We start from the raw sequence: 26,345 nt of genomic DNA, 5'->3' as shown, positions 1-26,345 counted from the left end.
GGCGTATATAAGGAGCGGTTTTCGGGACTGCAAGGCGGGAAATGGCCCGGAATCCAGCAAAACGAATGTGTTGCATTCAATTTTCATCACCGTCGGGAACAAGGTCGCCCCATGAGCGTAAGGCAGCCGATTTCCAATGCGTGCCGCGCCGAAACGTGCGGTGGTCCCGAGACAGCGCCACCCGCCGAAAGCAAGCGCGAAAGGGCCTCGCTCGATCAAAACAGAGGCGGCCCGTTTTGCGGCATCGCGCTTGCACCAGGCCCGCAGCAAGGCTCTCACTGGCCCATGATCAGATCGAGCAGCGTCGTACGCCGAGGCTGGACGGAAGAGGTCGTCTGCGGCGACCCGATGTCGCCCGGCGGAACCATGTTCCCGTCGCCCGAACCGCCGCCTTCGGCAATGTCTGCAGGCGGAACAGGACCGTTGCCGGAGGTTGCCGACGGCTGCCGGACAGGCGCTTGCGGATAGCGGTTGGCATTGTCGTTGCCGCCGAAGACGCCGGAAATGATGCCACCGATCGTCGACGGCGGCGCTTTGGCCGTCACCGGTTGCCCGCCGTCGGGTGCCGCCTGCGCCATTGGCTGGCCGCTGTTCGGATCGCCGATCAACTGGCCGTTGCCGAAGAGCGGCGCCGGTGAAAGACCCTTGTGGGCGGCAACCATGAATTCCTTCCAGGCCTTGGCCGGCAAGCCGCCGCCGGTCACCTTCTTCATCGGCTTGCCGTCGTCATTGCCGAACCAGACCCCTGTCGTGAGATTGCTGGTGAAGCCGACGAACAGGGCGTCGCGCGAATTCTGCGTCGTGCCGGTCTTTCCGGCCGCCTGCCAGCCCGGGATCTTGGCGCTCTTGCCGGTGCCGTTCTCGATGACGCCCATCATCATCGTGTCCATCTGGGCGGCGATCTGCTCGGAGAGCACGCGCGGCGGGCTGTCATAGGTGTTTTCGTAGAGAACCTTGCCCTCGGCGGTCGTCACCCGGCGGATGACGTGCGGCGTCGCCTTGTAACCGCCGTTCATGAAGGCGGCGTAGGAGGCGGTGAGTTCCATCAGCGACACTTCCGAAGTGCCGAGCGCGATCGAGGCGTTCGGCTGCAGCTCGCTTTCGATGCCGAGCCGATGGGCGAGTTTGATCACCTGGTCCGGCCCGTCATACATCACCAGCTGCGCCGCCACCGTGTTCAGCGATTTGGCGAGCGCGGTCGCCAGCGTCACCTCGCCATTGTATTTCTTCTCGTAATTCTCCGGCGTCCAGTCGCCGATGCGGATCGGCGCGTCGTTGAACACCGAAAAAGGCGTCAGCCCCTTTTCGAGTGCCGCGGCATAGACGAAGGGCTTGAACGAGGAGCCCGGCTGGCGTTTGGCCTTGACGGCGCGGTTGAACTGGCTCGCCGCATAATCCCTGCCGCCGACCAGCGCCCGGATCGCGCCGGTGCCGTCGATCGAGACGAGGGCCGCCTGCGAGGCATCGAGCTTGCCGCCCTCCTTGTCGAGCACGTCGACCAGCGATTGCTCGGCCTTCTTTTCCAGCGATTTGTCGATGGTGGTGTCGACGACGACGTCTTCCTTGACGTCGCCGATCAGGCCCGGCAACTCGTCCATCACCATGTCGGCGACATAGTGGCCGGCCCCCGACCAATAGCTCTTGGCCGAAGCCGGGGTCTGCGACATCGCCGTCTTGACCTCGGAATCGGTAATGAAGCCCTGCTCGCGCATTGCCGCGAGCACGAGCTGGGCGCGTGCATTGGCGGCGTCCGCGTCGCGGGCCGGCGAAAGCCGCGATGGCGCCTTGAGCAGGCCGGCCAGCACAGCGGCCTCGCCAAGGTTCACGTCACGCGCCGATTTGTTGAAATAGCGCCGTGAGGCCGCCTCGACGCCATAGGCGTTAGACCCGAAGAACACCCGGTTGAGATACATCGCAAGGATCTGGTCCTTGGTGTATTTCTGCTCCAGCCAGAGCGCCAGCAGCACTTCCTGCACCTTGCGTTCCAGCGTTCTCTCGGGGGAGAGAAAGAGGTTCTTGGCAAGCTGCTGCGTCAGCGTCGAGCCACCCTGCACCATGTGGCCGGCCGTGAAGTTGGTGACGATCGCCCGGCCGAGACCGAGCGGATCGACGCCGAAATGCGAATAAAAACGCCGGTCCTCGATGGCGATGACGGCTTCCGGAATATAGGGCGACATGTTTTCGAGCGATAGCGCCTCGCCGCCGGTGGCGCCGCGATTGGCGATAACGCTGCCGTCGACGGCGGTGATCTTGACGTTCGGCGGCCGTTCCGGGATCGCCCATGTGCTGGCGCTCGGCATGCGTGAACCGTAATAGAGCACGAGCCCGGCAACACCGATGCCGGCCCAGATGAACAGCACGACGCACCAGTAAATCACGCGGCGCATAAAGCCGAAAAGGCCGCCACTTTCGCGCTCCCGCTCGCGCGGTTCGCGCCGCCGCCGCCGCGGGGCAGGGCGTTCCGGCGGCGGTTTGGAACCGCCGCGCCGCGACGATCTGCTTCCGACTACACGGTCATCGGCATCGAGCGAAAATTCGTCATCGTCGCGTGCCGGGCGGCCGCTGAAGGACGGTTCGATTCTGTCGCCTGATCTGCCTCTGCCTGCCATCGCCGACCGGTCACACCCCATGTTCGATCGCGCCCGATCTTGCGGGCGACGTCATCATCCGGTTGAACTGTAATTGCGGCGATTTAACGGGGTATTAAGGACGGCGCGCGAAGGGATCGCAGCCCTTCCCTTCAGAGCGGTCTTTCAGAACTGGCGGGCCTCGTAATCGTCGAGGGTTTCCGGATCCTGCTTATATTCCCACTCGCCCAGATGAAAGCGGCGCCAGATCTGGCCGGAAGGGTTGAGGCGTGCCCCATCGATAAGTCGCACAGGAAGGAGTGGGTTGTGTTTATGCCAGAGGGTTACATCTGTGGCGGCTGCCCGAGCGCCGAAAAGCCTTGGGAAAGCCAGGTAGTCTTGCGTCATCAGGGTCCAGCCTCGAACGGATCAAAATCAATCCGCAACGCCACAAAATTGCAACAAAGAATCCCGCAAGACAAGAGCATCACGATGCCCTCACAGCAAGTTGTCGGCAACCTCCCGCAGGCATGAATGCCATTCATCGCGATTGTCACAAAGAGGCAGCATCCCGCCGGCTTGCGACCGCCGCCGTGGCGACAGGCTGCTTTCGGCACTCCGCCGAATATCTTCTGTCAGGTCGGCGGAACCAATAGGCTCCGCGATTGTTTAAGAACAAGCGGGACAACCCCTCACGTCCCGCGCATGATCGGCTCGTCTCCCCTCAACACGTGCCGATCGACATCAGGCCCGGTGCATCCCTCATGGGAGCGCCGGGCTTTTTTGTTCGGATTTTCCTTCGGCTTGGCAAAACTCGAAAGGGGCGTCGCCGCGCCCTTTCTGTTTCATTCGTCGCAGGCAGGATCGCCGGGGCGGCAATCGAAATTCCTGCGGTCCGGCCTGCGATCATCGCCTCTCCGGTCGTCCCATCGCCGGCCATCCCCTTGCCGCTCATCCCTTTGCCGGTCCCCTTGGTTGTCGTCGCGCCAGTCCCGGTCACGATTGCGATCGCGCCAATCTCTGTCGCGATCCCGGTTATCCCGATCCCGATTGTCGCGATCGCGGTAATAATAGTCCGGGCCGCGGCTCCAGCGGTCACGCTCGCGATAGAAATCGCGATTGCGGTAGTAACGGTCCCAGTAATTGTCGACGTTGAAGCGGATCATCGGAATGCCGAGCGGACGGTAATATTGCGGGCCGACATAGATCCGGCGCTGCTGATAGAGGGCCTGCACATACTGGCCGGAAACCCAGCCGCGGCCGCCGTAAAACTCGACATCGCACCAGTTGACCTCGGAGAGGCATCCGCGGATCTCGACGGAAGAGCCTGCCGGTATGATTGCGACGGCGGGATATCGGGTGCTTGGACCCGCACGCATATTGACGTTCGCCGTCGAGTAGCCCTCGGCGGCCTGCGCTATGGCAGGAGCCAGCACGAACATGCCGATCGCTGCGATTTTAACAAAGAGATTTTTCACGCTTCTCAGTCCTTGTTGGCACGTTATTCAGCAGCGCCTGGCCGCGTTTCCGCGGCATAGGCGGCTGAAACAAAAGACGGAAGTGATGCGCGCAATTGTCCGATACGGCATCATTCATCTTATCTTTCAAGGGCTTATATGCAGCTCGCGATGAACGTAGCTTGAACGGTGAAATTTCTGCCGGCGCCTTGCACCTGCAAACAGCCGAACGGTGGCCGGCCGTTAACGGCCCGTTAACCTTTCGGGGCCAGTCTCACTGCAATACCGCTTTCTCCTTGACCACGGATGAACTGGCACTGAGGCGAGCGGACGACGAAAGGCCGGTTTGCACCGGCCTTTTTGTCATTGCATCGCGTGTCTTGGCTGAGCGCGTGCCCGTTCCCTCAGGCGGCGAGCGCCTGAAGAATCCGCACCCAGGAGCGGATGCCCTTGTGGTAGGAGACAAGCTCGTATTTCTCGTTCGGCGAGTGGATGCGGTCATCGGCGAGACCGAAGCCGACGAGCAGCGATTCCATGTCCAGCATCTTCTGGAAATCCCCGACGATCGGGATCGACCCGCCCATGCCGATGACGATGGCGGGTTTCGGCCATTCGTCGGAAAGCGCGGTCTTCGCCTTGGTCAGAACCGGCGAATCGTAGGAGAGGTGGATCGCCGGCGAACCGCCATGCGGATGGAATTCGACCGAGCAATCGGCCGGAATCTTCGACCTGATATAGGCGCGGAAAGCTTCGCGGATGGCCGCCGGATCCTGCGTGCCGACGAGACGGAACGAAACCTTCGCCGAAGCCTTGGCGGCAATCACCGTCTTGAAGCCTTCGCCGGTATATCCGCCCCAGATGCCGTTGACCTCCGCGGTCGGCCGCGCCCAGGTGAGTTCCAGCACCGAACGGCCCTTTTCGCCGGAAGGAATGGAAAGGCCGACGTCGCCGAGGAAGCTCTCGGCAGTCTTGCCGAGCGTCTCCCACGAGGCCTTGATATTGTCGGGGGTTTCCTCGACGCCGTCGTAGAAACCGTCAAGCGTGATGCGGCCCGTCTCGTCATGCAGGCCTGCCAGGGCCTCGACGAGAATATGGATCGGATTGGCCGCAGCCCCGCCGAACAGGCCGGAATGCAGGTCGCGGTCGGCGGCCGTTACCACCACTTCCTCGCCGACGAGGCCGCGCAGTGCCGCGGCAATCGCCGGCGTGTCGCGGTCCCACATGCCGGTATCGCAGACCAGCGCATAATCGGCCTTGAGTTCGGCGGCATTGGCCTCCAGGAAAGGTTTCAGCGACGGCGAGCCGGATTCTTCCTCGCCTTCGAAGAGGATGGTGATGCGGCAGGGAAGCGCGCCGTTGATTTCCTTATAGGCGCGGCAGGCCTCGACGAAGGTCATCAGCTGGCCCTTGTCGTCGGAGGTGCCGCGGCCGGTCAGGATCTTGCGGCCGTCGCCGACATCCTTGATCGACGGCTCGAAGGGGTCGTTTTCCCAGAGCTCGATCGGATCGACCGGCTGCACGTCATAATGGCCGTAGAAGAGAACATGCGGCGCCTCGGCGGAAGCGCCGGCGTGGTGGGCCACCACCATCGGGTGGCCTGATGTATCGCGCACCGAGGCGGTAAAGCCGAGCGTCTGGAGATAGGCGACGAGCCATTCGGCGGCTTTGCGGCATTCGGCCTTGAAGGCGGGATCGGTGGAAATCGACTGGATGCGCAAAAGCTCGAACAGTTTTTCGAGGCTCGATGAAAGGTTCTGGTCGGCGCGTGCAAGCACCTGTTGTACATCGGTCATTTTCGACTCCTTTTTGAAATTCGGCCGGACGATAGACCAAACCGGCAAGGCAGGCGAGGCGGAAAAAGCAAAAATGGCCGGCGCGAACGGTGACCGGATTTAGATCGCCGCCGAGAAGATTTGCCGGGTAATATAGAAGAGTCCTCTAATTCAATTTACAGTTATTTAGTACAACCTAAATAACCTGACCGAATTCAACTGTTCGGGGGGACGGATGTTTTCGGTCATTACATGTATTCGGGACGATCACGATTGGCGGCTGGTGCTTGCGGCGGCCGCGGTTTGCCTGGTCGGCGCGATGGCGGCGATGCTGCCGCTTTCCCGTGCCCAGGAATTCGATGGTGGGCGGCGCAGGCTGTGGATCGGCGCGTCGGCTTTCGCCTTCGGCACCGGCGTATGGGCAACGCACTTCATCGCGATGCTGGCCTATGACGGCGGCATGCCGATCGGCTACCGACTGGGCCTGACGGCCCTTTCCTTCCTCCTGTCTGTCGCCGGTTCATGGGCGGCGATCCTGGTCGCCTCGCAAAGCCGCGGCAGGTTTTCGCGCATCCGCGGCGGCGTCCTGATGGCGTTCGGCATCGCCTCGATGCATCTGACCGGCATGCAGGCGATCGAGACACAGGCGGTCATCCGCTACGATCCCGCGATGACGCTGAGTGCGGTTGTCGCCGGAGCGCTGCTGTCGAGCGCCGCCTTCCACGCCTTCTTTCGCTTGAAGGGACTAAGGCGCCTTCTCACCTCGTCCGTCATTTTCGTCCTGGCGATCTGCGCTCTCCACTTCATTTCGATGGCCAGCATCACGCTCGTGCCGGATCCCGGCAAGGAGGTGCCGGCAACGATGCTCGACACCAGCCTGCTCGCCGCGATCGTCGTGGTGGCGGCGACGGCTCTCATTCTGATCGCTATCGCGGTGGTCTTTATCGAAAGCCGCCTGACGGATCTGAGAGGGCTCGCAAATGCCTCGCAGGAAGGGCTGCTGATCCTGCGCGAAGGCAGGATCATCGATGCCAACGAACGCTTCCAGGCGCTTTCCGGCTGGAAGCTTGCCGATCTCTCGGGCAAGGCGCCGTCGGTTGTTCTGACCGCCGCCCAGGGCCAGAACAGGCCCGGCGAGACGGTGCTCAACACCAGGAGCGGCAAGGAGATCGCCGTCGAACTGAATACGAGCAGGATCGTCTATCGCGGTCACAACTGCGATGTGCTGGCGGTGCGCGATCTTACCGAGCGCAGGCAGGCCGAGGAACTGATCGAACACCTCGCCCACCACGATGTTCTCACCGATCTTCCGAACCGGTCGTTGTTCGACATGCGCATCCGCCAGGCGCTGCAGATGGCCGAGCGAAAGAACAGCGAGGTTGCTCTCTTCTATATCGATCTCGATCGCTTCAAGACCGTCAACGATATTTTCGGCCACGCCGAAGGCGACCGAATTCTGTGCAAGGTCGGCTCGATCCTGCGTCGCGTGGCCGATGAAAGCGATACGATCGCCCGCCTCGGCGGCGATGAATTTGCCGTCATCCAGCCCGCCGGACAGCAACCGGCGGCCGCCCAAAAGCTCGCGGCTGCGATCATCGACGAATTCGCCGCCGAGATGGACACGGCCCGAGACCCCACAGCCGTCGGCGTCAGCCTCGGCATCGCGCTCTTTCCGCGAGATGGGCGCACCGCCGAAGAACTCTGCAACAACGCCGATACCGCGCTCTACCGCGTCAAGCATGACGGCCGCGGCAGAGCCTGTTTCTTCGACACGGAAATGGACGAAGCGGCGCGCAACCGCCGCCAGATCGAAAGCGACCTGCGCCATGCCATCACCCGCAACCAGCTCCATGTCAGCTATCAGCCGATCCTCAACGCCCAGAGCGGCGAGATCACCGGCTACGAGGCCTTGATGCGCTGGCATCGGCCGGGCCACGGCATGACGGAGCCCGACGTTTTCATCCCGATCGCCGAGGAAAGCGGCTCGATCGTTCAGCTCGGCGAATGGATCTTGCGGCAGGCCTGCATGGAGGCGGTGCGCTGGCCGCAGCCGCTGACGATTGCCGTCAATGTTTCGCCCGTGCAGTTCATGCTGCCCAACCTCTGCGAGCGGGTCGAGGCGGTCCTCGCCGAAACGGGGCTCGCACCCGATCGGCTGGAGCTCGAGATCACCGAGGCGGCCCTGATCCGCGATCGCGACCGGGTGATGGCAACATTGCAGCGCCTGTATAAGTTGGGGGTGCACATCGTCATGGACGATTTCGGCACCGGCTTCTCTTCGCTCTCGAACCTGCGCTCGTTTCCCTTCGACAAGATCAAGGTCGACCGCAGCTTCACCGGCGTGCTGGAACATGACGCGGCGGCGCGATCGATCGTGCGCGCCATTATCGGTCTCGGCCACAGCCTCGGCATGCCCGTCGTCACCGAGGGCGTGGAAACGGAGATGCAGCGGCGGATCGTCGTCGAGGAAGGCTGTGCGCAGGTGCAGGGACTGTTGCTCGGCAAACCGGACATCGAGCCGAGCATGAAGCAGGCCGCTCGTAAAAGCTTCCTGTCGGGGCAGGCCGGGACCGGCATGCAGCCGCCGCGGCGCACACGCCTTGTCAGCGAATGATTTAGGTCAGAGCGCCTTGGCGTTTTCCAGAAGCCGGCGGATATATTCGAGCGTCAGCTCGCGCTCGAAAACCCGAAACCCTTTGAACAGCGCAAGGTCGGCCTCACGGGCCGTCTGGATCGCCTCGGCCTCCATGGCGCGGGCTTTCGGCGTCAGGAAGAGCAGTTGCGCTCGCTTGTCGGATGGATGCGGCCGGCGCTCGATCAACCCGTCGCGGACCATGCGCGAAAGCGTGTTGGCCATGGTTGCCTGCTCGATATCGACCCGCTCGAGAAGCTGTTTCTGGGTCAGTCCGTCCTCGGCCCAGAGTTCCAGCAGAATGGGGAACTGACCCGGAGAAAAACCGAGCCCGACCGCGCGCTGGTGCAGCGAGCGGGCAAAACCCTTCGCCAGCTGGCTGGCAAGGTAAGCTCCCGATTCCATGCGGTTAAATCCCATGATTGCAAGTTAGGCTCAAAACCATGCCGGAGACAATGCAGCAAATCGCATGCGATGCTCCAAAATATGCAAGCCGAAAGAATAATTTCGAGTGCCTGGAAAAACAAAAGTCGCCATGGCCTGGAGGTTGGCCATGGCGACCTTAAAGTGGGGACAAAGGCCCGGAGAGGGGGATAAGGCCTTTGTCCAAGCCTGACGCGGCGGGGGACAAGCCGGTGATCAGACCCGCGGCGCGATCAAGCGCCGGTGACATCGATTTGTGTCTGCAAATGTGGTTTTTCAAGGGAGGCCGATCGTTACAAATCGGTAACAGTTTGGTGAGCCGGGCTCCTGAACGCCGAGCGTGGGAATCGGTTTCGCACGCCGAACTTTATATGGACCTCGTCCCGTGCCCGCGCTATCCATGCACGCATGAAAAAAGGCGATCACCTCTTCCTAGTCGATGGTTCCGGATTCATCTTTCGGGCGTTTCATGCACTGCCACCGCTGACCCGCAAGACCGACGGCCTGCCGATCGGCGCCGTTTCCGGTTTCTGCAACATGCTGTGGAAGTTGTTGAGAGATGCGCGCAATACCGATGTCGGCGTGACGCCGACGCACCTTGCAGTCATCTTCGATTATTCCGCCAAGACCTTTCGCAAGGATCTCTACGACGCCTATAAGGCGAACCGCTCGGCGCCCCCGGAAGAACTCATCCCGCAATTCGGCCTGATCAGAGAGGCGACCCGCGCCTTCAACCTGCCCTGCATCGAGACCGAAGGCTTCGAGGCCGACGATATCATCGCCACCTATGCCCGCCAGGCCGAGGCAACCGGCGCCGACGTCACCATCGTCTCCTCCGACAAGGACCTGATGCAGCTCGTCACATCGAGCGTCCACATGTATGACAGCATGAAGGACAAGCAGATCGGCATTCCCGATGTTGTCGAGAAATGGGGCGTGCCGCCGGAAAAGATGATCGACCTGCAGGCGATGACCGGCGATTCCGTCGACAATGTGCCCGGCATTCCCGGCATCGGCCCGAAAACTGCCGCCCAGCTCCTCGAGGAATATGGCGATCTCGATACGCTGCTCGACCGCGCCGCCGAGATCAAGCAGGTCAAGCGCCGCGAGACGATTCTCGCCAATATCGATATGGCCAGACTCTCGCGCGACCTGGTGCGGCTGCGCACCGATGTGCCGCTCGAGCTCGATCTCGACGCACTGGTGCTGGAGCCGCAGAACGGCCCGAAGCTGATCGGCTTCCTGAAGACGATGGAATTCACCACGCTGACGCGTCGTGTTGCCGAAGTCTGCGATTGCGATGCCAATGCCATCGAGCCGGCCATCGTCCGCGTCGAATGGGGCAAGGCGGCCCATGGGCCCGATCTCGATGCGGCGGAGCCCGCGCCCGTTGCCGGCGGCATCCCCGAGGTCTCGGGCGAATCGGTGCCGGTACCGCCGCGCGCCAAGGCGAAGGCTGCCGTCGAAGGCGCCTTTTCGCCCGCCGATCTTGCCAAGGCGCGGGCCGAAGCCTTTGCGGCTCTGCCCTTCGATCATTCGGCCTATGTGACGATCCGCGATCTGGCGACACTCGACCGCTGGATCGCCGATGCACGCGCTACCGGCCTCGTTGCTTTCGACACCGAAACCACGTCGCTGGATGCGATGCAGGCCGAGCTTGTCGGTTTTTCGCTGGCGATCGCCGACAATGTCGCCGATCCCACGGGTACGAAAATCCGCGCCGCCTATGTGCCGCTCGCCCACAAGAACGGCGTCGGCGATCTGCTCGGCGGTGGCCTTGCCGACAACCAGATCCCCATGCGCGATGCCTTGCCGCGGCTGAAGGCATTGCTGGAGGATCCTGCGGTTCTCAAGGTCGCGCAGAACCTGAAATACGACTACCTGCTGATGCAGCGCTACGGCGTCGAGACCAGAAGTTTCGACGACACGATGCTGATTTCCTACGTGCTCGACGCCGGCACCGGCGCTCATGGCATGGACCCGCTCTCGGAAAAATTCCTCGGTCATACGCCGATCCCCTACAAGGATGTGGCCGGCAGCGGCAAGGCGAACGTTACCTTCGATCTCGTCGATATCGACCGCGCCACCCATTATGCCGCCGAAGACGCCGACGTGACGCTGCGCCTGTGGCTGGTGCTGAAGCCGAGGCTGGCCGCGGCCGGGCTGACCAGCGTCTATGAACGGCTGGAGCGGCCGCTGCTGCCGGTGCTGGCGCGCATGGAAGCGCGCGGCATCACCGTCGACCGGCAGATCCTCTCGCGCCTGTCCGGCGAGCTGGCCCAGGGTGCCGCGAGACTGGAAGACGAGATCTACCAGCTCGCCGGCGAGCGGTTCAATATCGGCTCGCCGAAGCAGCTGGGCGATATTCTGTTCGGCAAGATGGGCCTTGCCGGCGGCAGCAAGACGAAAACCGGGCAATGGTCCACCTCCGCGCAGGTGCTCGAGGATCTGGCCGCCGCCGGTTTCGAACTGCCGCGCAAGATCGTCGACTGGCGCCAGCTCACCAAGCTGAAATCCACCTATACCGATGCGCTGCCCGGCTATGTCCACGCGGAGACCAAGCGGGTCCATACCTCCTATTCGCTGGCATCGACGACGACGGGACGCCTGTCCTCTTCCGAACCGAACCTGCAGAACATTCCCGTGCGCACCGCCGAAGGCCGCAAGATCCGCACCGCCTTCATCTCGACGCCCGGTCACAAGCTGATCTCCGCCGACTACAGCCAGATCGAACTGCGTGTGCTTGCCCATGTGGCCGAGATCCCGCAGCTGACCAAGGCCTTCGAGGATGGCGTCGACATCCATGCGATGACGGCGTCGGAAATGTTCGGCGTGCCGGTCGAAGGCATGCCGAGCGAGGTGCGCCGCCGCGCCAAGGCGATCAATTTCGGCATCATCTACGGCATCTCGGCCTTCGGTCTCGCCAACCAGCTGTCGATCGAGCGTTCGGAAGCCGGCGATTACATCAAGAAGTATTTCGAGCGTTTCCCCGGCATTCGCGATTATATGGAAAGCCGCAAGGCCATGGCTCGCGACAAGGGTTATGTCGAGACGATCTTCGGCCGGCGAATCAACTATCCCGAAATCCGCTCGTCCAATCCGTCCGTGCGCGCCTTCAACGAGCGTGCGGCGATCAACGCGCCGATCCAGGGCTCGGCTGCCGACGTCATCCGCCGGGCGATGATCAGGATGGAGCCGGCCCTTGCCGAAGCCGGCCTTGCCGAGCGTGTTCGCATGCTGCTGCAGGTGCATGACGAACTGATCTTCGAGGTCGAGGACGAGGATGTCGAAAGGGCGATGCCGGTCATCGTCTCGGTCATGGAAAACGCCACCATGCCGGCGCTCGAAATGCGCGTGCCGCTCAGGGTCGACGCGCGCGCCGCCAGCAATTGGGACGAGGCGCATTAACGGCTTCCCCGAAAAATGAGAAAGATTTTTCCGCTGAACACAACTCATTGAAATAGCAGCGACTTACGTCCGGCAGCCGTCTCGGAACGATACGGCAGGAAGGAACTTATTAACCTTCCTTTTCTATCCCGGTAGGGTCGTAATTTGTTAGGCATGAGTGAGTAGCGGACGCATGCGTTTTCCCAGAACCAATTTGACGGACGCCGGTGACTTTTCCAGCGGGATTGAAACGGAGCTTCCGGATGAAACTCCGAGAGAAAAGCCGGCGGCGCCGATCTGGCAGAGCAATTTTTCCCTCGCGCCGAACGTCCGTTTCACCCGCACGCCGGAGACGCTGATCAGCAGACGGCGCGAGCCGAATGAGCCCGTTCGCGATGATTCGCAGCTTGGACAGCAGGCGATACGGATCGAGCCGGTTGCGGTCGACGTGCCCTTCGATATCTATCTGCCGGAGCCGGACGAAATTCCCGCAGCACCCGACATGGTCGAACTGCAGCCGCCCCCCCTGGCTGAAGAGGCCGTAGTGCCGGCCTTCCGCGCCACCGCCGAGCTTTCCTCCATTTCGGACTTCGCCTTCTGGGAAGTCATGGCCTTCGAAGAGGCCGAGCCGGTTCGCGCGCCGTCCCTCATCTCGCTGCCGAAGGCCGAGGCTGCGCCCGAATCGATCACATCGCTGTTCCGCATTATGGAATGGCGCCCCGGCCGGCCGGCTCCCGCTCCGGTCGCCTCCCGCTCGGCTCCGCCACCGGCGGTCTCGGCAAAGGTCGCCATACGTCCTCCAGTCGCCCCTTCTCTGGAAAAACCCAGGCGCGTTCCCGTCGAGGCCCCAGTCGCGCCGGCACCTCAGGCGATACAGGTGCCTCCGATCGCGCCAACCCCGCAGATTGTGCCCGCTCCCGAGCTCTCGCCGCCGCCGCAGCGCACGCCGCCTGTCGCCGCGGTTCTGCCGTCGCCGCGCCTCGTCGCCCGGCCCGAAAGGATCGACGCGTCAGGCTATGAATTCCCGCCGCGCGCCCTCCTGCAGGAACCGCCGGAACGCCTCGGCGAGATCATGTCGCAGGAGACGCTGGAGCAGAATGCCGGGCTGCTGGAAAGCGTGCTGGAGGATTTCGGCATCAAGGGCGAGATCATCCATGTCCGCCCCGGCCCGGTCGTCACCCTTTATGAATTCGAGCCGGCGCCGGGCGTGAAATCGTCGCGCGTCATCGGCCTTGCCGACGATATCGCCCGCTCGATGTCGGCGCTCTCGGCCCGCGTCGCCGTCGTTCCCGGCCGCAACGTCATCGGCATCGAATTGCCGAATGTCACCCGGGAAACCGTCTATTTCCGCGAGATGATCGAGAGTCAGGATTTCGAGAAGAGCGGCTATAAGCTGGCGCTCGGCCTCGGCAAGACCATCGGCGGCGAGCCTGTGATTGCCGAGCTTGCCAAGATGCCGCATCTGCTCGTCGCCGGCACCACCGGCTCGGGCAAGTCGGTTGCCATCAACACGATGATCCTGTCGCTGCTCTATCGCATGACGCCGGAGCAGTGCCGGCTGATCATGGTCGATCCGAAGATGCTCGAACTCTCCGTCTATGACGGTATCCCGCATCTGCTGACGCCGGTCGTCACCGATCCGAAGAAGGCGGTGATGGCGCTGAAATGGGCCGTGCGCGAGATGGAGGAGCGTTACCGCAAGATGTCGCGCCTCGGTGTGCGCAATATCGACGGCTACAATGGCCGCGTCGGCGAGGCCCGCGACAAGGGCGAGACCATCCACATCATGGTCCAGGTCGGCTTCGACCGGCAGACCGGTGCGCCGATCGAGGAGAGCCAGGAACTGGATCTTGCGCCGATGCCTTACATCGTCGTCATCGTCGACGAGATGGCCGACCTGATGATGGTCGCCGGCAAGGAAATCGAAGGCGCGATCCAGCGCCTCGCCCAGATGGCGCGTGCCGCCGGCATTCATCTGATCATGGCGACGCAGCGCCCCTCGGTCGACGTCATCACCGGCACGATCAAGGCGAATTTCCCGACCCGCATCTCCTTCCAGGTGACCTCGAAGATCGACAGCCGCACGATCCTTGGCGAACAGGGTGCCGAGCAGCTGCTCGGCCAGGGCGACATGCTGCACATGCAGGGCGGCGGGCGAATCTCCCGCGTCCACGGTCCCTTCGTTTCCGATCTCGAGGTCGAAAAGGTCGTTGCCCATCTGAAAACGCAAGGGCGCCCCGAATATCTCGACACCGTCACGGCCGATGAAGAGGAAGAGGCGGAAGAGGAAGAAGCCGGCGCCGTCTTCGACAAGAGCGCCATGGCCTCGGAAGATGGCAACGAACTCTACGAGCAGGCGGTCAAGGTCGTCATGCGCGATAAGAAGTGCTCGACCTCCTACATCCAGCGCCGCCTCGGCATCGGTTACAACAGAGCCGCTTCGCTTGTCGAACGCATGGAGAAGGAAGGCCTCGTCGGCCCGGCCAACCACGTCGGCAAGCGCGAGATCGTCTCCGGGCGGGGCGACGGCGATTGATCGGGCACGGAGTGCGTTGCGCACTCCGATTCATGTCTTCAAGCTTGCCAGCCGCACCGTCTCGCTGACGAACCCGGTCTTTCCGCCGGTGTAGAAATCCCAATCGCCGCCTGCCTCCACAGCCAGGCGGCGTTTCAGCTCGGCATAGGCCCGGGCTCTTTCCGGGTGCTCCCGGAGATAGTCGCGAAACAGGATGCGCTCACGGTGCGCACGGTTATCGGGTCCGCAGAGATAGAGCTTGAATCCGTAACCCTGGTGATCCCGGGTGAAGGCCCAGCGTTTCTCTCCCCGATCGCCGTGGAAGACGAAATCGGCGGCGCGCATCGCATCGATCGCCGTCGGCAGAACGTCGTCGGAGACCGTGACGATATCGAGGTCGATCTTCGGCTTGGCGGACAGGCCGGGAACCGACGTACTGCCGATATGATCGATGGACAGCACGAGGTCGCCGAGCAGGATCGAGACTTCGGTGCTGATCTCGGCAAAGAGCCGCGGCCAGGATGGATCATAGCCGACCACTTCGACGGCGCGCATGCCCTTCCTCGCGATTGTCGTCAGCGCACCTGGGCGAGCAGCCCGTCGAGGATCGCGATCATCTTCTGCTCGGCCTCTTCGAGCGAACCGCTATTGTCGAGTTCCGTCACGTCATAGTCGCCGCGCACCGTCAGCGGGCCGCGGGCGAGCCTGGCCATGATATCCTCATGCGTCTCGCGCCCGCGCGCTTCCAGCCGTCCGGCAAGCACTTCGGGGCGGGCGGTGACGTTGATGACCTTCAGCCGCGGGAAGGCGGCCTGGAAGCGGTGAAGTGCGGAGCGCGAGCCATTGGCGACGACAACATGCCCCTTGGAAAGGGCGACGGAGACTTCGGCCGGAATGCCGTATTTCAAGCCGTGCGCTTCCCACCAGACCGCAAAGGAGCCGGACTGCTCCATGGCCGCAAACCCTTCGAGAGAGACCGAAAGATGATTTTCGCCACCGGCATCGCGGTGGCGGGTAATGACGCGGCGGATGAAATGCACATTGTCACGCCCGGAAAAACGCTTGGCCGCGAGGTTCATCAGCGTGTCCTTGCCGGCGCCGCTCGGTCCGACGACGACGACCATGATTCCGCGCTCGGCGCCAGCGCCCGGATGAGGTTCGTGCGTCATGCGACACGGCGTCCCTGGCGCCAGACGGAGCGTGTCACCGGCACGCCATGCGAACGGTGGACGCGAACGAGATCGGCGCGCAGCCCGGTGGCGATCCGGCCGCGATCGTCGAGGCTGACGGTGCGGGCGGGCGTCGACGTCACCATGGCGATCGCCTTCGGAAGGGTAATGCTTTCGACCTCGTCGGCCAGGATGAAGGGCGCATGCAGCAGGCTGAGCGGCACGTAGTCGGAGGAGAGCACGTCGAGCACGCCCATCTCGGCGAGGTCGCGGGCGGCGATATTGCCGGAGTGAGACTTGCCGCGCACGATGTTCGGCGCTCCCATCAGCACGCTCATGCCATGTCCGTGCGAAGCCCGGGCGGCGTCGAAGCTGGTCGGGAATTCGGCAAGCCGCACGCCGTTGTCGATCGCCTCGTCGACATGGGAAAGCGTCGCGTCGTCATGGCTTGCCACGGTAATGCCGCGCTCGGCGCAGACCTTGGCGATGGCGTTGCGGTGCGGCGTCGAATTGCGCGCCGATTCCGCCTGGCGCTTGGCGACGAAACGGGCGAAAGCCTCGTCGCTCAGGCCTCGCTTCTTCTGGTAGTAGAAGATATATTGGTCCATTGTCTGGAACTGACGCTGGCCGGGCGCATGATCCATCAGCGAGACGAGCCGGACATGCCGGTCGTGTTCGAAATCGGCGAAATGTTCGAGCACATTGTCGGCCGAGACCTCGCAGCGCAGATGCAGCAGGTGCTCGGCGCGTAGCCGCCCTTCCTTCTCCGCCGACTGAATGGCGTCGGCCATGTCGCGCATCTCGCCATGCTCGAAGCCGCCGTCCTCGTCCGCACCCATGCGCAGGCAGTCGAACACCGTGGTGATGCCTGAGGTGACGATCTGGGCGTCATGCGCCTGGACTGCGGCGATCTTGTCCCAGCGAATGCCGGGACGCGGCTGGTAATGGCCTTCGAGATGATCGGTATGGAGTTCGACGAGGCCGGGAATGACATAGTCGCCTTCGAAATCTTCGCCGGCTACCGAATTGCCCTCGGAGATGTCGGCAATCTTTCCGTCGCGAATGAGGATCGAGCCTGCGAGGATGTCATCCTCGAGAACGATGCGGGCGTTGGAAAACACGGTCTCTTTGCTCATCTCGTCAGGTCTTTCAGCTTTTGGCGCCGGAAAGCGGCAGCCAGGAATGAACTTTGAACGGGGCGCCGCGCGTCTCCTCGGTGAAGACGGCAAGGCCGGAAATCGCAAGCGGACGGCCGGTGAAATCGGCAAAACGCTCGGTCAGGATCGCTTTCATCACCTCGGCGCGTGTCTCGGGCACCTGGCCGGTGAGCGTCATGTGGAAGCCGAAATCCTCCATCACGTAAGGATAACCCCAGCGCTGCAGATTGGAGCGCTGGCTGTCGCTGAGCTTCTCCGGGTTGCGCCGCGCCATATCGGCCGGAGAAAGCGCTGCGCGGAACGGTTCGAATGACTTTACCACCTTCGCGGCGAAATCCTGAAGAGGTTGATGAAGAGAACCGGGAACGAGGGCAAAAAAACGGCCGAGCTGGCCGAGCACCAGCTCAGGGATCTCGAAGGCGTGCGTGCGCGCGGCAAACTCCTCGACGACGGTCATGAGATCTTTCTCGGTGACAGAGGCGGCGAGCGAAAACGGCGCCTTGATCGTCGCGTGAAAGCCGTAGCGGCGCGGGTCGGCGGTCAGCTCGAACTGCTCTGCCGCACCGAGGGTCTCATGCTCCGGCGCCGGATAGGTTTCGCCGGCAAAGGCATCGCGGCCGAGCCAGAGCGAAGCCGCGCCGGTCAGGGGATCATCCTTCGGCGGCGAGAAATAGAGAGCGTAGCGCAAGGCATTTATCCTGGGGATCGTCGAAACGGGGAGCGCAATGTGCAGTGATTTGGCGGTGAACCGCAAGCAGGTTCCCGGCTAAAAGATTTCCGTGACAGAATGATGATGACGGCAGCCGCCATCACCTTCGACCGGCGGGTCAGTGCGCCTTCGTGCCCATCAGCCGGTGGCGCAGCGCGTTCGAGGCGGCGTCGAAAAGGAAGACGACGATCAGGATCAGGATGACCATGTAGGCAACGTTTTCCCAGTTGGCATTGGTGCGCATCGCCTCCCAGAGTTTGAGGCCGATGCCGCCGGCGCCGACGGCGCCGATGATGGTCGCGCCGCGCACGTTCGATTCCCACTGGTAGAGCGTCTGGCTGACGATGACGGGAACGATCTGCGGCATAATGCCGTAACGATGGACGAGCACGGTCTGGGCGCCGGTCGATTGGATGCCTTCCCGCGGCTTGTTGTCGATATTCTCCAGCCCTTCGGAATAGAGCTTGCCGAGCGTGCCGGTCTCGGTGAGGAAGATCGCGCCGCTGCCGGCAAGCGGGCCGGGACCGAAGGCGCGCGTCAGGAACAGCGCCCAGATCAGCATGTCGACCGAGCGTAGGAAATCGAAGAAGCGCTTCAGGATCTGGTTCAGGAAGCGGTTCGGCGTGATGTTGCGCGCCGCCATGAAGGCGAGCGGAAAGGCAGCGAGCGAGCCGAGCAGCGTTCCGAGGAAGGCCATGACGATCGTCTGGAAAAGCTTGGTCCAGACATCGCCGTGCTGCCACTCGCTGTTGTTCCAGATATCGTCCAAGGCAAGCGACAGGTTGGACTGGTCGGGCTTGATGCGCGGGCCGGAGACGATGAGGCTGACGACCTCGCCTGCGGGCTTGTCGAAGAAGGAGGATTGCGTGTCGAAGATGAAATTCGCCCAGCCGATGAAACGCTTGCGGATCTTCACCCGGTCGACGGAAATGCTGACGTCACCGGCAAAGCCGAGATCGGCGAGCACATTGTCGTCATAGACAGTCATCCACGCGGGCACCGGCCCGACCACCTTCGGCGCGCCGCTGGAAACGTCTACGGGCACGCTGATGCCATTGGCGGTGACGATCGTCTCGTTCTTCGAGACGGTGACCGTGCGGCTGGCACCGCTGACCGAAACACTGATGCTGCCGTCGGGATTGTTGACCAGCCAATCGGGATGCGGATTGTCGCCGAGCGGCGAGAAACGGGGATAACGCACCTCGATCGAGCCGTCGTTCTCGATGCGGAATTCCGGCTGCACGTCGTAACTTATCCATTGGCTGAGATAGATGCCGACGCGCTCCCAATGGGCCTCGGCAAAGAGCTTCGGCAGGTCGAAGAACCAGACGGCATAGAGGCTGTAGAGCAGCGTCGCGATCACGATCATCAGCCCGCCGAAACGCTGGCGGAACGATCGGTGGAAATATTCCGGATAGCGCGTCTCTATCTCGTGCATGCGGTTGGCGTCGATCACCGTCATGGCGGCCTCAATGTTGCAGGAGGAAGGCGTGATCGCCGACGAGCCGGCGGCGCAGCCATGCGGAGAACTGGTCGACGGCAACGATCGTCACGAACAGCAGCAGAACGAGCGCCATCGTCTTGGCGCCGAAGCCGCGCGAGATCGAAAGCTTCAGCTCCTCGCCGATGCCGCCGCCGCCGACCGCGCCAATGATCGTCGAGGCGCGCACGTTGATCTCCAGGCGTAGGAGCGCATAGGAGGTGAAATTCGGCAGCACCTGCGGCAGGGCGGCGAAACGCACGCGTTCCCACCAGTTGGCGCCGACGGCCTTCATGCCCTCATGCGGCTTCATGTCGATATTCTCGGCCACTTCGTAGAAAAGTTTACCGAGCGCGCCGATCGTATGCAGGGTGATGGCAATGATGGCGGCGACCGGTCCGATCGACAGGATCGCCGAAAACAGGCCGGCAATGACGATCTCGGGAAAGGCGCGCAGGAATTCCATCAGGCGCTTGGTGAAGATGCGCAGCGGCCATGAACTCGTCAGGTTGCGGGCGGCAAAGAAACTCAAGGGAACGGCAAAGACGAAGGCTGCGATGGTCGAGATCAGCGCCACGTTGATCGTGACGATCATCAGCTCGAAATATTCGGGAATGTAGAAGGCGCCCCAGACGTAGATACGGCCCTTGTCGAAATTGAATTCCTCGCCGCCTCTGTCGTTGACGCTCGTTATGTCGAACAGCGCGCGCCAGACATCGTTCCAGTCCTTGGGAATGAGCCAGCTGAGGAAATCGAAAAGATGCGGCAGGCGCTCGAAGAAATGGCCGGCATTGCTCTCATCGGCGAAGCGGACGGAACTGACGAAAGCCGCAACGAGGATGACGAGGCCAAGCACGGTATAAAAGCGGCGCTTGGCGACCATCCGGTCCCAGGCGGTGCCGATCTCCTGCGTGCTCTGCATGTGCGGCTGTGTATCTGCAACAGTCATGAACGCCTCGCCTGATTACAGAAAAGGGCGGCCGTTGCCGGCCGCCCCGTATTCGGAAGGCGATCAGCCGCCGATGGCAGCTTTGCGGACTTCGACGACGGCCTTGTAGAAGTCGTGCTTGACCGGGGCATAGCCCTTGTAGTCGCCACCTTCGACAGCCGAGAAGCACTTGTGATCCTTTTCCGGCAGGGCCGTGAAGAAGGCGGCAAGCTTCGTCTGCCATTCTTCGCCCAGCGCGTTGCGCACGACGAGCGGGCCGTTCGGGATCAGCGGCGAACGCCAGACTTCAACCAGCTTGTTCGGGTCGACGGCGCCCTTGTCGACTTCCTTGCGGAAGGTGCCGGAGGTGTAGCCGTCCTTGAAATCGCCGATACCAGACGAGTCGTCGACGGCAACGTCGACCTTGCCGTCATAGGCGGCAAGCAGGTTGTTCTCATGACCGCCGTTGAACTGCGTCGAGGCAAAGAACTTGTCGTTCGGCATGCCCGTGTCCTTCGGGATCTGCGTCAGCGGAACGAGATAGCCCGAGGTGGAATCCGGATCGGCGTAGCCGAGCTTTTTGCCCTTGGCATCCTTGATGGACTTGATGCCGGAGGACTTCAGGGCGAGGCCGATCGAGTAGTAACCCGTCGAGCCGTCCTTCTGCTGGGTCGTCAGGATCGGCGTCACGGCCTTCGGATCCTTGATGTAGACGGAGGCGTAACCGGAAGCGCCGAGTTCGGCGAAGTCGAGCGTGCCGCCGAGCAGACCCTGGATAACGCCGTCATAATCGGCGGCCGGGAACAGCGAGACCTTCTCGAAGCCGAATTCCTGCTTCAGATGGTCGGCAAGGCAGGCGTAGTTGCGCAGGCGGTCGGTTTCGTTTTCGCCGCCGAGGATGCCGATGCGGAATTCCTTGAGGTCTGCAGCATGGGCGCCGCCGGCGAGCGCGAAGAGCGCCGTTGCCGCAAAGAGTGCTTTCTTCAACATGTGGTCTCTCCTATTGACCGGTGTCCCCGGTCTCCCGTTACGAAGAAGTGTGCCCTTGACGCGGGCGTTCGATCGCAGCCGCCTCTCTCAGAGGCCGGCCAGTGCCAGCGGTTGGATGCCGGCGGATTGATTGTCGGCCCGCTCGGGAGCGATAGTGATGGACGTCGAGGTCATCGTTTCGTCGATGCCGGCGCCATCCTTGTCGGTGCCGTAGATCGCCTTCACCGCTTCGGCGGTCAGTTCCGAGGGCTTGCCGTCGAACACGACGCGGCCGCGGGCCATGCCGACGATGCGCTCACAATAATTGCGGGCGGTATCGAGCGTGTGCAGGTTGGTGATGACGGTGATACCCTCGCGCTCGTTGATATCGCGCAGCGCATCCATGACGATCTTGGCGTTCAACGGATCGAGCGAGGCGATCGGCTCGTCGGCAAGAACCATTTTCGGGTTCTGCATCAGGGCGCGGGCGATTGCCACGCGCTGTTGCTGGCCGCCGGAAAGCGTGCCGGCCGGCTGCAGCGCCGTCTGCTCGATGCCGAGACGCTCGAGTGCTGCGATGGCATACACACGCTCCTCGCGGGTGAAGATGTTGAGCAGGCTCATCAGCGTCGAGCGGTGGTTGAGGCGGCCGAGCATGACATTGGTCAAGACATCGAGGCGCGGCACCAGGTTGAACTGCTGGAAGATCATCGCGCAGTCGCGCTGCCAGTTGCGCAAGGCCCCGCCGCGAAGCCTGGAGACTTCGATGCCGGCGAAATGAATGGAGCCGGAGCTCGGCTCCTGCAGGCGGTTGATCATGCGCAGCAGCGTCGACTTGCCGGCGCCGGAGCGGCCGATGATGCCGACCATCTGGCCCTGGGGAATGTCGAGCGTGACGGCATCGACGGCGAGCTTGTTTCCGAAACGACGTGTGACATCTTTCAGCTCGAACATGATGCTGGTCCCTTGCGCTTCAGGCCTTGGTCAGCACCGCATTAGTCCCGCTTGATGAACCTCAAATGTCACATTTATGTAAGTCGTGTCACATTTCCTTAGCGCCTATATCTGGGGTTTAGCCCTCGTAGCGCGCCAGGAAATCTTCCGCGCTCAGGTTGCGGAAATCCTGCAGCGCCAGGCGCAGACGATCATGCTCCCAGTCCCACCAGGCAAGCCTGTCCATCCGCTCGCCGATCTCCTTCGGAAAGCGCTCGCGGATCAGCTTGGCCGGCACGCCGCCGACGATCGTGTAGGGTTCAACGTCCTTCGACACCACAGCGCCGGCGCCGACGACGGCGCCGTTGCCAACGCTGACGCCGGGCAGGATGGTCGCCCCGTGGCCGATCCAGACGTCGTGGCCGATCGTTACGCGGCTTGCGCGCCGCCAGGCGAAGAAGTCCGTCTCCATGTCGGCGTCCGGCCAGTAGTTCGCGGCGCGATAGGTGAAATGATGCAGTGTTGCCCGCCAGGTCGGATGGTTGGTGGCGTTGATGCGTACGGCGGCGGCGATATTGACGAACTTGCCAATCGTCGCGCACCAGACGGCGCCGTCCTGCATGATGTAGGAATAGTCGCCGAAGGTGGCCTCGCTGATGCGGCAGCGCTCGGAGACTTCGGTATAGCGCCCGAAAGTGGAGTCGCTAACCTCAGCCGTTTCGTGGATAAAGGGCTCGATGCCCAGCTTGCGGCTCATGCGGCGATCTTTCCAGGCGAGAACTGCTGGACGTCGAGGATGCGATCGGCAACGGCTTCGCGCACTTCCTCGTCGTGGAAGATGCCGAGAAGGGCCACACCCGCCGTCTTCTTTTCCGCGATCATGTCGACGACCACGGCGCGGTTTTTCGCGTCGAGCGAGGCTGTGGGTTCGTCGAGAAGCAGGATCCTGTGCTCGGTGATGAAGCCGCGGGCGATATTGACGCGTTGCTGCTCGCCGCCGGAGAAGGTGGCGGGCGGAAGCTGCCAGAGTGTCTCCGGCAGATTGAGCCTGGCGAGCAGGGCGCCGGCCTTTTCCCGTGCCGTCACGACGCCCTCGCCGCGCGCCATCAGCGGTTCGGCAACAACGTCGATCGCCGCGACGCGCGGCACGGTGCGCAGGAACTGACTGACATAGCCGAGCGTATGACGGCGAACCTTGAGCACGGTGCGCGGATCGGCGGAGGCGAGATCGACGATACGGCCGTCGTGGCGGATGAGGATCTGGCCGGTGTCGACGGCGTAATTGCCGTAGATCATTTTGAGCAGCGAGCTCTTTCCGATGCCCGAGGGGCCGCCGAGCACGACGCATTCGCCTGCTGCGACCGAAAAGGCGACATCGGAGACGACGGGCAATCTGATGCCGTCGCGCAGATGCATGGTGAAGCTCTTCGAGACTTCGGAAACGACGAGAGGCGTTGGCATGATGTCTTCTTCCTGATTGGGGACCGTAGGTTCAGACCTGCAGGATCGAGGAAACGAGCAGCTGCGTGTAGGGTTCTCTGGGATCGTCGAGCACCCGGTCGGTGAGCCCGTGTTCGATGACGTAACCATCCTTCATCACCATCATCCGGTGCGACAGAAGGCGGGCGACGGCGAGATCATGGGTGACGATGATGGCCGAGAGGCCGAGATCGCTGACGAGGCCGCGCACGAGATCGAGCAGGCGCGCCTGCACCGAAACGTCGAGGCCGCCGGTGGGTTCGTCCATGAAGACGAGGCGCGGGCCGGTGACGAGGTTGCGGGCGATCTGCAGGCGCTGGCGCATGCCGCCGGAAAAGGCGCGCGGCTGGTCGTCGATGCGGTCGGCGTCGATCTCGACGCGTTCGAGCCAGTCGATCGCCGAGGCGCGGATCTTGCCGTAATGCCGGTCGCCGATCGCCATCAGCCGCTCGCCGACATTGGCGCCGGCCGAGACCGCCATGCGCAGGCCGTCGGCCGGATTCTGGTGCACGAAGCCCCAGTCGGTCCGCATCAGGAAACGCCGCTCGGCCTCGTTCATATGGTAAAGGTCGCGGTAGCTACCATCGCGCATGTGGTATTCGACGCTGCCGGTCGTCGGCATCAGCCGGGTGGAGATGCAGTTGAGCAGCGTCGTCTTGCCCGAACCGGATTCGCCGACGATGGCGAGCACTTCACCGGGCCAAAGCTCGAAGGAGACGTTCCGGCAGCCGATGCGATTGCCGTAGAACTTCGAGAGGTCATGGACTTTGAGAAGCGGTGTGTCGGTCATTCTGCAGCCTCCCGGGCCAGCATTTCGCCGGCATGCCCATGGGCCCGGCGATCTTCGCAATGGTCGGTATCAGAGCAGACGAACATGCGCCCGCCCTTGTCGTCGAGGATGACCTCATCGAGGTAGACCTCCTCTGCGCCGCAGAGCGCACAAGGCCGGTCAAAGCGCTGGATCTCGAAGGGATGGTCCTCAAAATCCAGGCTGACGACATCGGTATAGGGCGGCACGGCATAGATGCGCTTTTCGCGGCCGGCGCCGAAAAGCTGCAGCGCTTCCGACCTGTGCATCTTCGGATTATCGAATTTCGGCGTCGGCGAGGGATCCATGACATAACGCCCGTGCACCTTGACCGGATAGGCATAGGTCGTGGCGATGCGGCCGTTGCGGGCGATATCCTCATAGAGCTTCACATGCATGAGGCCGTATTCCTCGAGCGCATGCATCTTGCGCGTCTCGGTCTCGCGCGGTTCGAGGAAGCGCAGCGGCTCGGGGATCGGCACCTGGTAGACGAGCACCTGGCCGGGTCCGAGCTTCTCTTCCGGGATGCGGTGGCGCGTCTGGATGATCGTCGCCTCGCTGGTGCGGGTCGTCACCGCCACATTGGCGACCTTCTGGAAGAAGGCGCGGATCGAAACGGCGTTGGTCGTGTCGTCGGCGCCCTGGTCGATCACCTTCAGCACGTCGTCCGGGCCGATGATCGAGGCCGTCACCTGCACGCCACCGGTGCCCCAGCCATAGGGCATCGGCATTTCTCTGCTGGCGAAAGGCACCTGGTAGCCGGGAATGGCGATCGCCTTCAGGATGGCGCGGCGGATCATCCGCTTGGTCTGTTCGTCGAGATAGGCGAAGTTGTAGCTGGCGAGATCGCTCATTCGGCGGCTTCCTTCATGTCTTCGCCGGCATTGCGGGCGGCTTCGAATTCGCGGCGCATGCGGCGGACGAGATCGAGTTCGGCCTGGAAGTCCACATAATGCGGCAGCTTCAGGTGTTCGACGAAGCCCGTCGCCTGGACGTTGTCGGAATGGGAAATCACGAATTCCTCGTCTTGTGCCGGCGCGGTAATATCCTCGCCGAGCTCTTCGGCGCGAAGCGCGCGATCGACCAGCGACATCGCCATCGCCTTGCGCTCGCTCTGGCCGAAGACCAGGCCGTAGCCGCGGGTGAATTGCGGCGGCGCCTTGGCCGAACCCTTGAACTGGTTGACCATCTGGCATTCGGTGATCTGGATCGTGCCGAGCGAGACGGCGAAGCCGAGCTCCGGCACGTCGAATTCCACCTCGACCTCGCCGATGCGGATTTCGCCGGTGAAGGGATGATTGCGGCCGTAACCGCGCTGGGTGGAGTAACCGAGCGCCAGCAGGAAGCCTTCGTCGCCGCGGGCAAGCGCCTGCAGGCGCAGATCGCGGGTCATCGGGAATTCCATCGCCTCGCGGGTCAGGTCGCCGATCTCGTGATCTTCGGGCATGTCGCCGTCGGCCTCGATCAGCCCCTCCTCGCCGAGAATCTCGGAGACGCGCATGACGCGGCCGGTCTCGGCGGGACGCTGGGCGGGCGCCTCGACTGCCTCGTCGGACAGCAGCGAGGGGTCGAGCAGCCGGTGGGTATAGTCGAAGGTGGGCCCAAGCAACTGGCCGCCCGGCAGATCCTTGTAGGTCGCCGAGATGCGGCGCTCGATCGCCATATCAGCCGTATCGAGCGGCTTGGAATAGCCGAAACGCGGCAGCGTCGTGCGGTAGGCGCGCAGCAGGAAGATCGCCTCGATCATGTCGCCGCGCGATTGGCGCACGGCAAGGGCCGCGAGCGTGCGGTCGAAAAGCGAGGCCTCGGCCATGGCGCGGTCGACGGCGAGGGCAAGTTGTTCGACGATCTGGTCGATACCGATCGCCGGCAGCGAACGGTCGCCGCGGCGTCGGTCGGCAAGCAGCCGGTGGGCATTGGCGATGGCGGCCTCGCCACCTTTGACGGCAACATACATGAG

Annotated in this window: 21 protein-coding genes; 3 read left to right on the top strand and 18 right to left on the bottom strand. The window is 62.9% G+C overall.

All coding sequences use genetic code 11. The features are described from left to right. Positions 1-275 precede the first annotated feature (275 nt). The 4 genes from GGD57_RS09370 to GGD57_RS09355 form a co-directional block, all read right to left on the bottom strand. A complete protein-coding gene (locus GGD57_RS09370) occupies positions 276-2,609 on the bottom strand; it encodes a transglycosylase domain-containing protein (RefSeq protein ID WP_184469013.1) in 2,334 nt (777 codons plus the stop codon). A 144-nt stretch (positions 2,610-2,753) separates the two neighbouring features. Then, entirely contained in the window at positions 2,754-2,975 is a 222-nt protein-coding gene (locus GGD57_RS09365) for a hypothetical protein (RefSeq protein ID WP_085735560.1), read from the bottom strand. A 437-nt stretch (positions 2,976-3,412) separates the two neighbouring features. Next, positions 3,413-4,045, bottom strand: coding sequence for an SH3 domain-containing protein (locus GGD57_RS09360; RefSeq protein WP_184468995.1), 633 nt, complete (start codon positions 4,043-4,045; stop codon positions 3,413-3,415). A gap of 383 nt (positions 4,046-4,428) precedes the next feature. Further along, positions 4,429-5,817, bottom strand: coding sequence for a dipeptidase (locus GGD57_RS09355; RefSeq protein WP_184468993.1), 1,389 nt, complete (start codon positions 5,815-5,817; stop codon positions 4,429-4,431). Positions 5,818-6,031: 214 nt separating this feature from the next. Between GGD57_RS09355 and GGD57_RS09350 the strand changes: the two genes are divergently transcribed. Continuing rightward, positions 6,032-8,410: a bifunctional diguanylate cyclase/phosphodiesterase gene (locus GGD57_RS09350; protein WP_184468991.1), complete on the top strand. Its 2,379-nt coding sequence runs from the start codon at positions 6,032-6,034 to the stop codon at positions 8,408-8,410. A gap of 6 nt (positions 8,411-8,416) precedes the next feature. Here GGD57_RS09350 and GGD57_RS09345 read toward each other — a convergent pair whose 3' ends face one another. Further along, positions 8,417-8,833, bottom strand: a complete 417-nt coding sequence (locus GGD57_RS09345; protein ID WP_184468989.1) for a MarR family winged helix-turn-helix transcriptional regulator — start codon at positions 8,831-8,833, stop codon at positions 8,417-8,419. 426 nt (positions 8,834-9,259) lie between these two features. Here GGD57_RS09345 and polA point away from each other — a divergent pair, with 426 nt between their 5' ends. Continuing rightward, on the top strand, positions 9,260-12,259 hold the full coding sequence (gene polA / locus GGD57_RS09340; protein ID WP_184468987.1) for a DNA polymerase I: 3,000 nt from the start codon (positions 9,260-9,262) through the stop codon (positions 12,257-12,259). Between the two features lie 172 nt (positions 12,260-12,431). Beyond that, positions 12,432-14,774 carry a DNA translocase FtsK gene (locus tag GGD57_RS09335; RefSeq protein ID WP_184468985.1) on the top strand — a complete coding sequence of 781 codons (2,343 nt, stop codon included), beginning with the start codon at positions 12,432-12,434 and terminating at the stop codon, positions 14,772-14,774. A 30-nt stretch (positions 14,775-14,804) separates the two neighbouring features. On the opposite strand, the gene GGD57_RS09330 is transcribed toward GGD57_RS09335, so the two are convergent. The 13 genes from GGD57_RS09330 to GGD57_RS09270 form a co-directional block, all read right to left on the bottom strand. Then, a complete protein-coding gene (locus GGD57_RS09330) occupies positions 14,805-15,308 on the bottom strand; it encodes a GrpB family protein (protein ID WP_184468983.1) in 504 nt (167 codons plus the stop codon). Between the two features lie 20 nt (positions 15,309-15,328). After that, complete coding sequence (phnN, locus tag GGD57_RS09325) at positions 15,329-15,922, bottom strand: phosphonate metabolism protein/1,5-bisphosphokinase (PRPP-forming) PhnN (protein ID WP_184468981.1); 594 nt, start codon at positions 15,920-15,922, stop codon at positions 15,329-15,331. Next, positions 15,919-17,058 carry an alpha-D-ribose 1-methylphosphonate 5-triphosphate diphosphatase gene (locus GGD57_RS09320; protein ID WP_184468979.1) on the bottom strand — a complete coding sequence of 380 codons (1,140 nt, stop codon included), beginning with the start codon at positions 17,056-17,058 and terminating at the stop codon, positions 15,919-15,921. Before GGD57_RS09320 ends, phnN begins: the two co-directional genes overlap by 4 nt. Positions 17,059-17,071: 13 nt before the next feature. Then, the gene (locus GGD57_RS09315) at positions 17,072-17,767 is read right to left on the bottom strand and encodes a DUF1045 domain-containing protein (protein ID WP_184468977.1); all 696 of its coding nucleotides are present in this window, start codon (positions 17,765-17,767) and stop codon (positions 17,072-17,074) included. A 139-nt stretch (positions 17,768-17,906) separates the two neighbouring features. Then, the gene (phnE, locus tag GGD57_RS09310) at positions 17,907-19,250 is read right to left on the bottom strand and encodes a phosphonate ABC transporter, permease protein PhnE (protein WP_184468975.1); all 1,344 of its coding nucleotides are present in this window, start codon (positions 19,248-19,250) and stop codon (positions 17,907-17,909) included. A 7-nt stretch (positions 19,251-19,257) separates the two neighbouring features. After that, positions 19,258-20,217, bottom strand: a complete 960-nt coding sequence (gene phnE, locus GGD57_RS09305; RefSeq protein ID WP_184468973.1) for a phosphonate ABC transporter, permease protein PhnE — start codon at positions 20,215-20,217, stop codon at positions 19,258-19,260. A 63-nt stretch (positions 20,218-20,280) separates the two neighbouring features. After that, a complete protein-coding gene (gene phnD, locus GGD57_RS09300; protein WP_184468971.1) occupies positions 20,281-21,186 on the bottom strand; it encodes a phosphonate ABC transporter substrate-binding protein in 906 nt (301 codons plus the stop codon). An 87-nt stretch (positions 21,187-21,273) separates the two neighbouring features. Continuing rightward, a complete protein-coding gene (gene phnC / locus GGD57_RS09295) occupies positions 21,274-22,119 on the bottom strand; it encodes a phosphonate ABC transporter ATP-binding protein (protein WP_184468969.1) in 846 nt (281 codons plus the stop codon). 118 nt (positions 22,120-22,237) lie between these two features. Next, the gene (locus GGD57_RS09290; protein WP_184468965.1) at positions 22,238-22,855 is read right to left on the bottom strand and encodes a DapH/DapD/GlmU-related protein; all 618 of its coding nucleotides are present in this window, start codon (positions 22,853-22,855) and stop codon (positions 22,238-22,240) included. Further along, entirely contained in the window at positions 22,852-23,559 is a 708-nt protein-coding gene (phnL, locus tag GGD57_RS09285) for a phosphonate C-P lyase system protein PhnL (RefSeq protein WP_184468963.1), read from the bottom strand. The genes GGD57_RS09290 and phnL overlap by 4 nt, the downstream gene beginning before the upstream one ends. 31 nt (positions 23,560-23,590) lie before the next feature. Next, a complete protein-coding gene (phnK, locus tag GGD57_RS09280; protein ID WP_184468961.1) occupies positions 23,591-24,367 on the bottom strand; it encodes a phosphonate C-P lyase system protein PhnK in 777 nt (258 codons plus the stop codon). Then, the gene (locus GGD57_RS09275) at positions 24,364-25,239 is read right to left on the bottom strand and encodes an alpha-D-ribose 1-methylphosphonate 5-phosphate C-P-lyase PhnJ (RefSeq protein WP_184468959.1); all 876 of its coding nucleotides are present in this window, start codon (positions 25,237-25,239) and stop codon (positions 24,364-24,366) included. Before GGD57_RS09275 ends, phnK begins: the two co-directional genes overlap by 4 nt. Next, positions 25,236-26,342 carry a carbon-phosphorus lyase complex subunit PhnI gene (locus GGD57_RS09270; protein WP_184468957.1) on the bottom strand — a complete coding sequence of 369 codons (1,107 nt, stop codon included), beginning with the start codon at positions 26,340-26,342 and terminating at the stop codon, positions 25,236-25,238. The genes GGD57_RS09275 and GGD57_RS09270 overlap by 4 nt, the downstream gene beginning before the upstream one ends. Positions 26,343-26,345 lie beyond the last annotated feature (3 nt).

The sequence above is a fragment of the Rhizobium esperanzae genome (assembly GCF_014197615.1).
GTDB lineage: Bacteria > Pseudomonadota > Alphaproteobacteria > Rhizobiales > Rhizobiaceae > Rhizobium > Rhizobium esperanzae_A.
This window is presented reverse-complemented; position numbering and strand designations above follow the sequence as displayed.

Coding starts and splice junctions, on each gene's coding strand:
- GGD57_RS09370 (WP_184469013.1), bottom strand. CDS start 2,609: ATGGCAGGCAGAGGCAGATCAGGCGACAGAATCGAACCGTCCTTCAGC.
- GGD57_RS09365 (WP_085735560.1), bottom strand. CDS start 2,975: ATGACGCAAGACTACCTGGCTTTCCCAAGGCTTTTCGGCGCTCGGGCA.
- GGD57_RS09355 (WP_184468993.1), bottom strand. CDS start 5,817: ATGACCGATGTACAACAGGTGCTTGCACGCGCCGACCAGAACCTTTCA.
- GGD57_RS09350 (WP_184468991.1), top strand. CDS start 6,032: ATGTTTTCGGTCATTACATGTATTCGGGACGATCACGATTGGCGGCTG.
- GGD57_RS09345 (WP_184468989.1), bottom strand. CDS start 8,833: ATGGAATCGGGAGCTTACCTTGCCAGCCAGCTGGCGAAGGGTTTTGCC.
- polA (WP_184468987.1), top strand. CDS start 9,260: ATGAAAAAAGGCGATCACCTCTTCCTAGTCGATGGTTCCGGATTCATC.
- GGD57_RS09335 (WP_184468985.1), top strand. CDS start 12,432: ATGCGTTTTCCCAGAACCAATTTGACGGACGCCGGTGACTTTTCCAGC.
- GGD57_RS09330 (WP_184468983.1), bottom strand. CDS start 15,308: ATGCGCGCCGTCGAAGTGGTCGGCTATGATCCATCCTGGCCGCGGCTC.
- phnN (WP_184468981.1), bottom strand. CDS start 15,922: ATGACGCACGAACCTCATCCGGGCGCTGGCGCCGAGCGCGGAATCATG.
- GGD57_RS09320 (WP_184468979.1), bottom strand. CDS start 17,058: ATGAGCAAAGAGACCGTGTTTTCCAACGCCCGCATCGTTCTCGAGGAT.
- phnE (WP_184468975.1), bottom strand. CDS start 19,250: ATGACGGTGATCGACGCCAACCGCATGCACGAGATAGAGACGCGCTAT.
- phnE (WP_184468973.1), bottom strand. CDS start 20,217: ATGACTGTTGCAGATACACAGCCGCACATGCAGAGCACGCAGGAGATC.
- phnD (WP_184468971.1), bottom strand. CDS start 21,186: ATGTTGAAGAAAGCACTCTTTGCGGCAACGGCGCTCTTCGCGCTCGCC.
- phnC (WP_184468969.1), bottom strand. CDS start 22,119: ATGTTCGAGCTGAAAGATGTCACACGTCGTTTCGGAAACAAGCTCGCC.
- GGD57_RS09290 (WP_184468965.1), bottom strand. CDS start 22,855: ATGAGCCGCAAGCTGGGCATCGAGCCCTTTATCCACGAAACGGCTGAG.
- phnL (WP_184468963.1), bottom strand. CDS start 23,559: ATGCCAACGCCTCTCGTCGTTTCCGAAGTCTCGAAGAGCTTCACCATG.
- phnK (WP_184468961.1), bottom strand. CDS start 24,367: ATGACCGACACACCGCTTCTCAAAGTCCATGACCTCTCGAAGTTCTAC.
- GGD57_RS09275 (WP_184468959.1), bottom strand. CDS start 25,239: ATGAGCGATCTCGCCAGCTACAACTTCGCCTATCTCGACGAACAGACC.
- GGD57_RS09270 (WP_184468957.1), bottom strand. CDS start 26,342: ATGTATGTTGCCGTCAAAGGTGGCGAGGCCGCCATCGCCAATGCCCAC.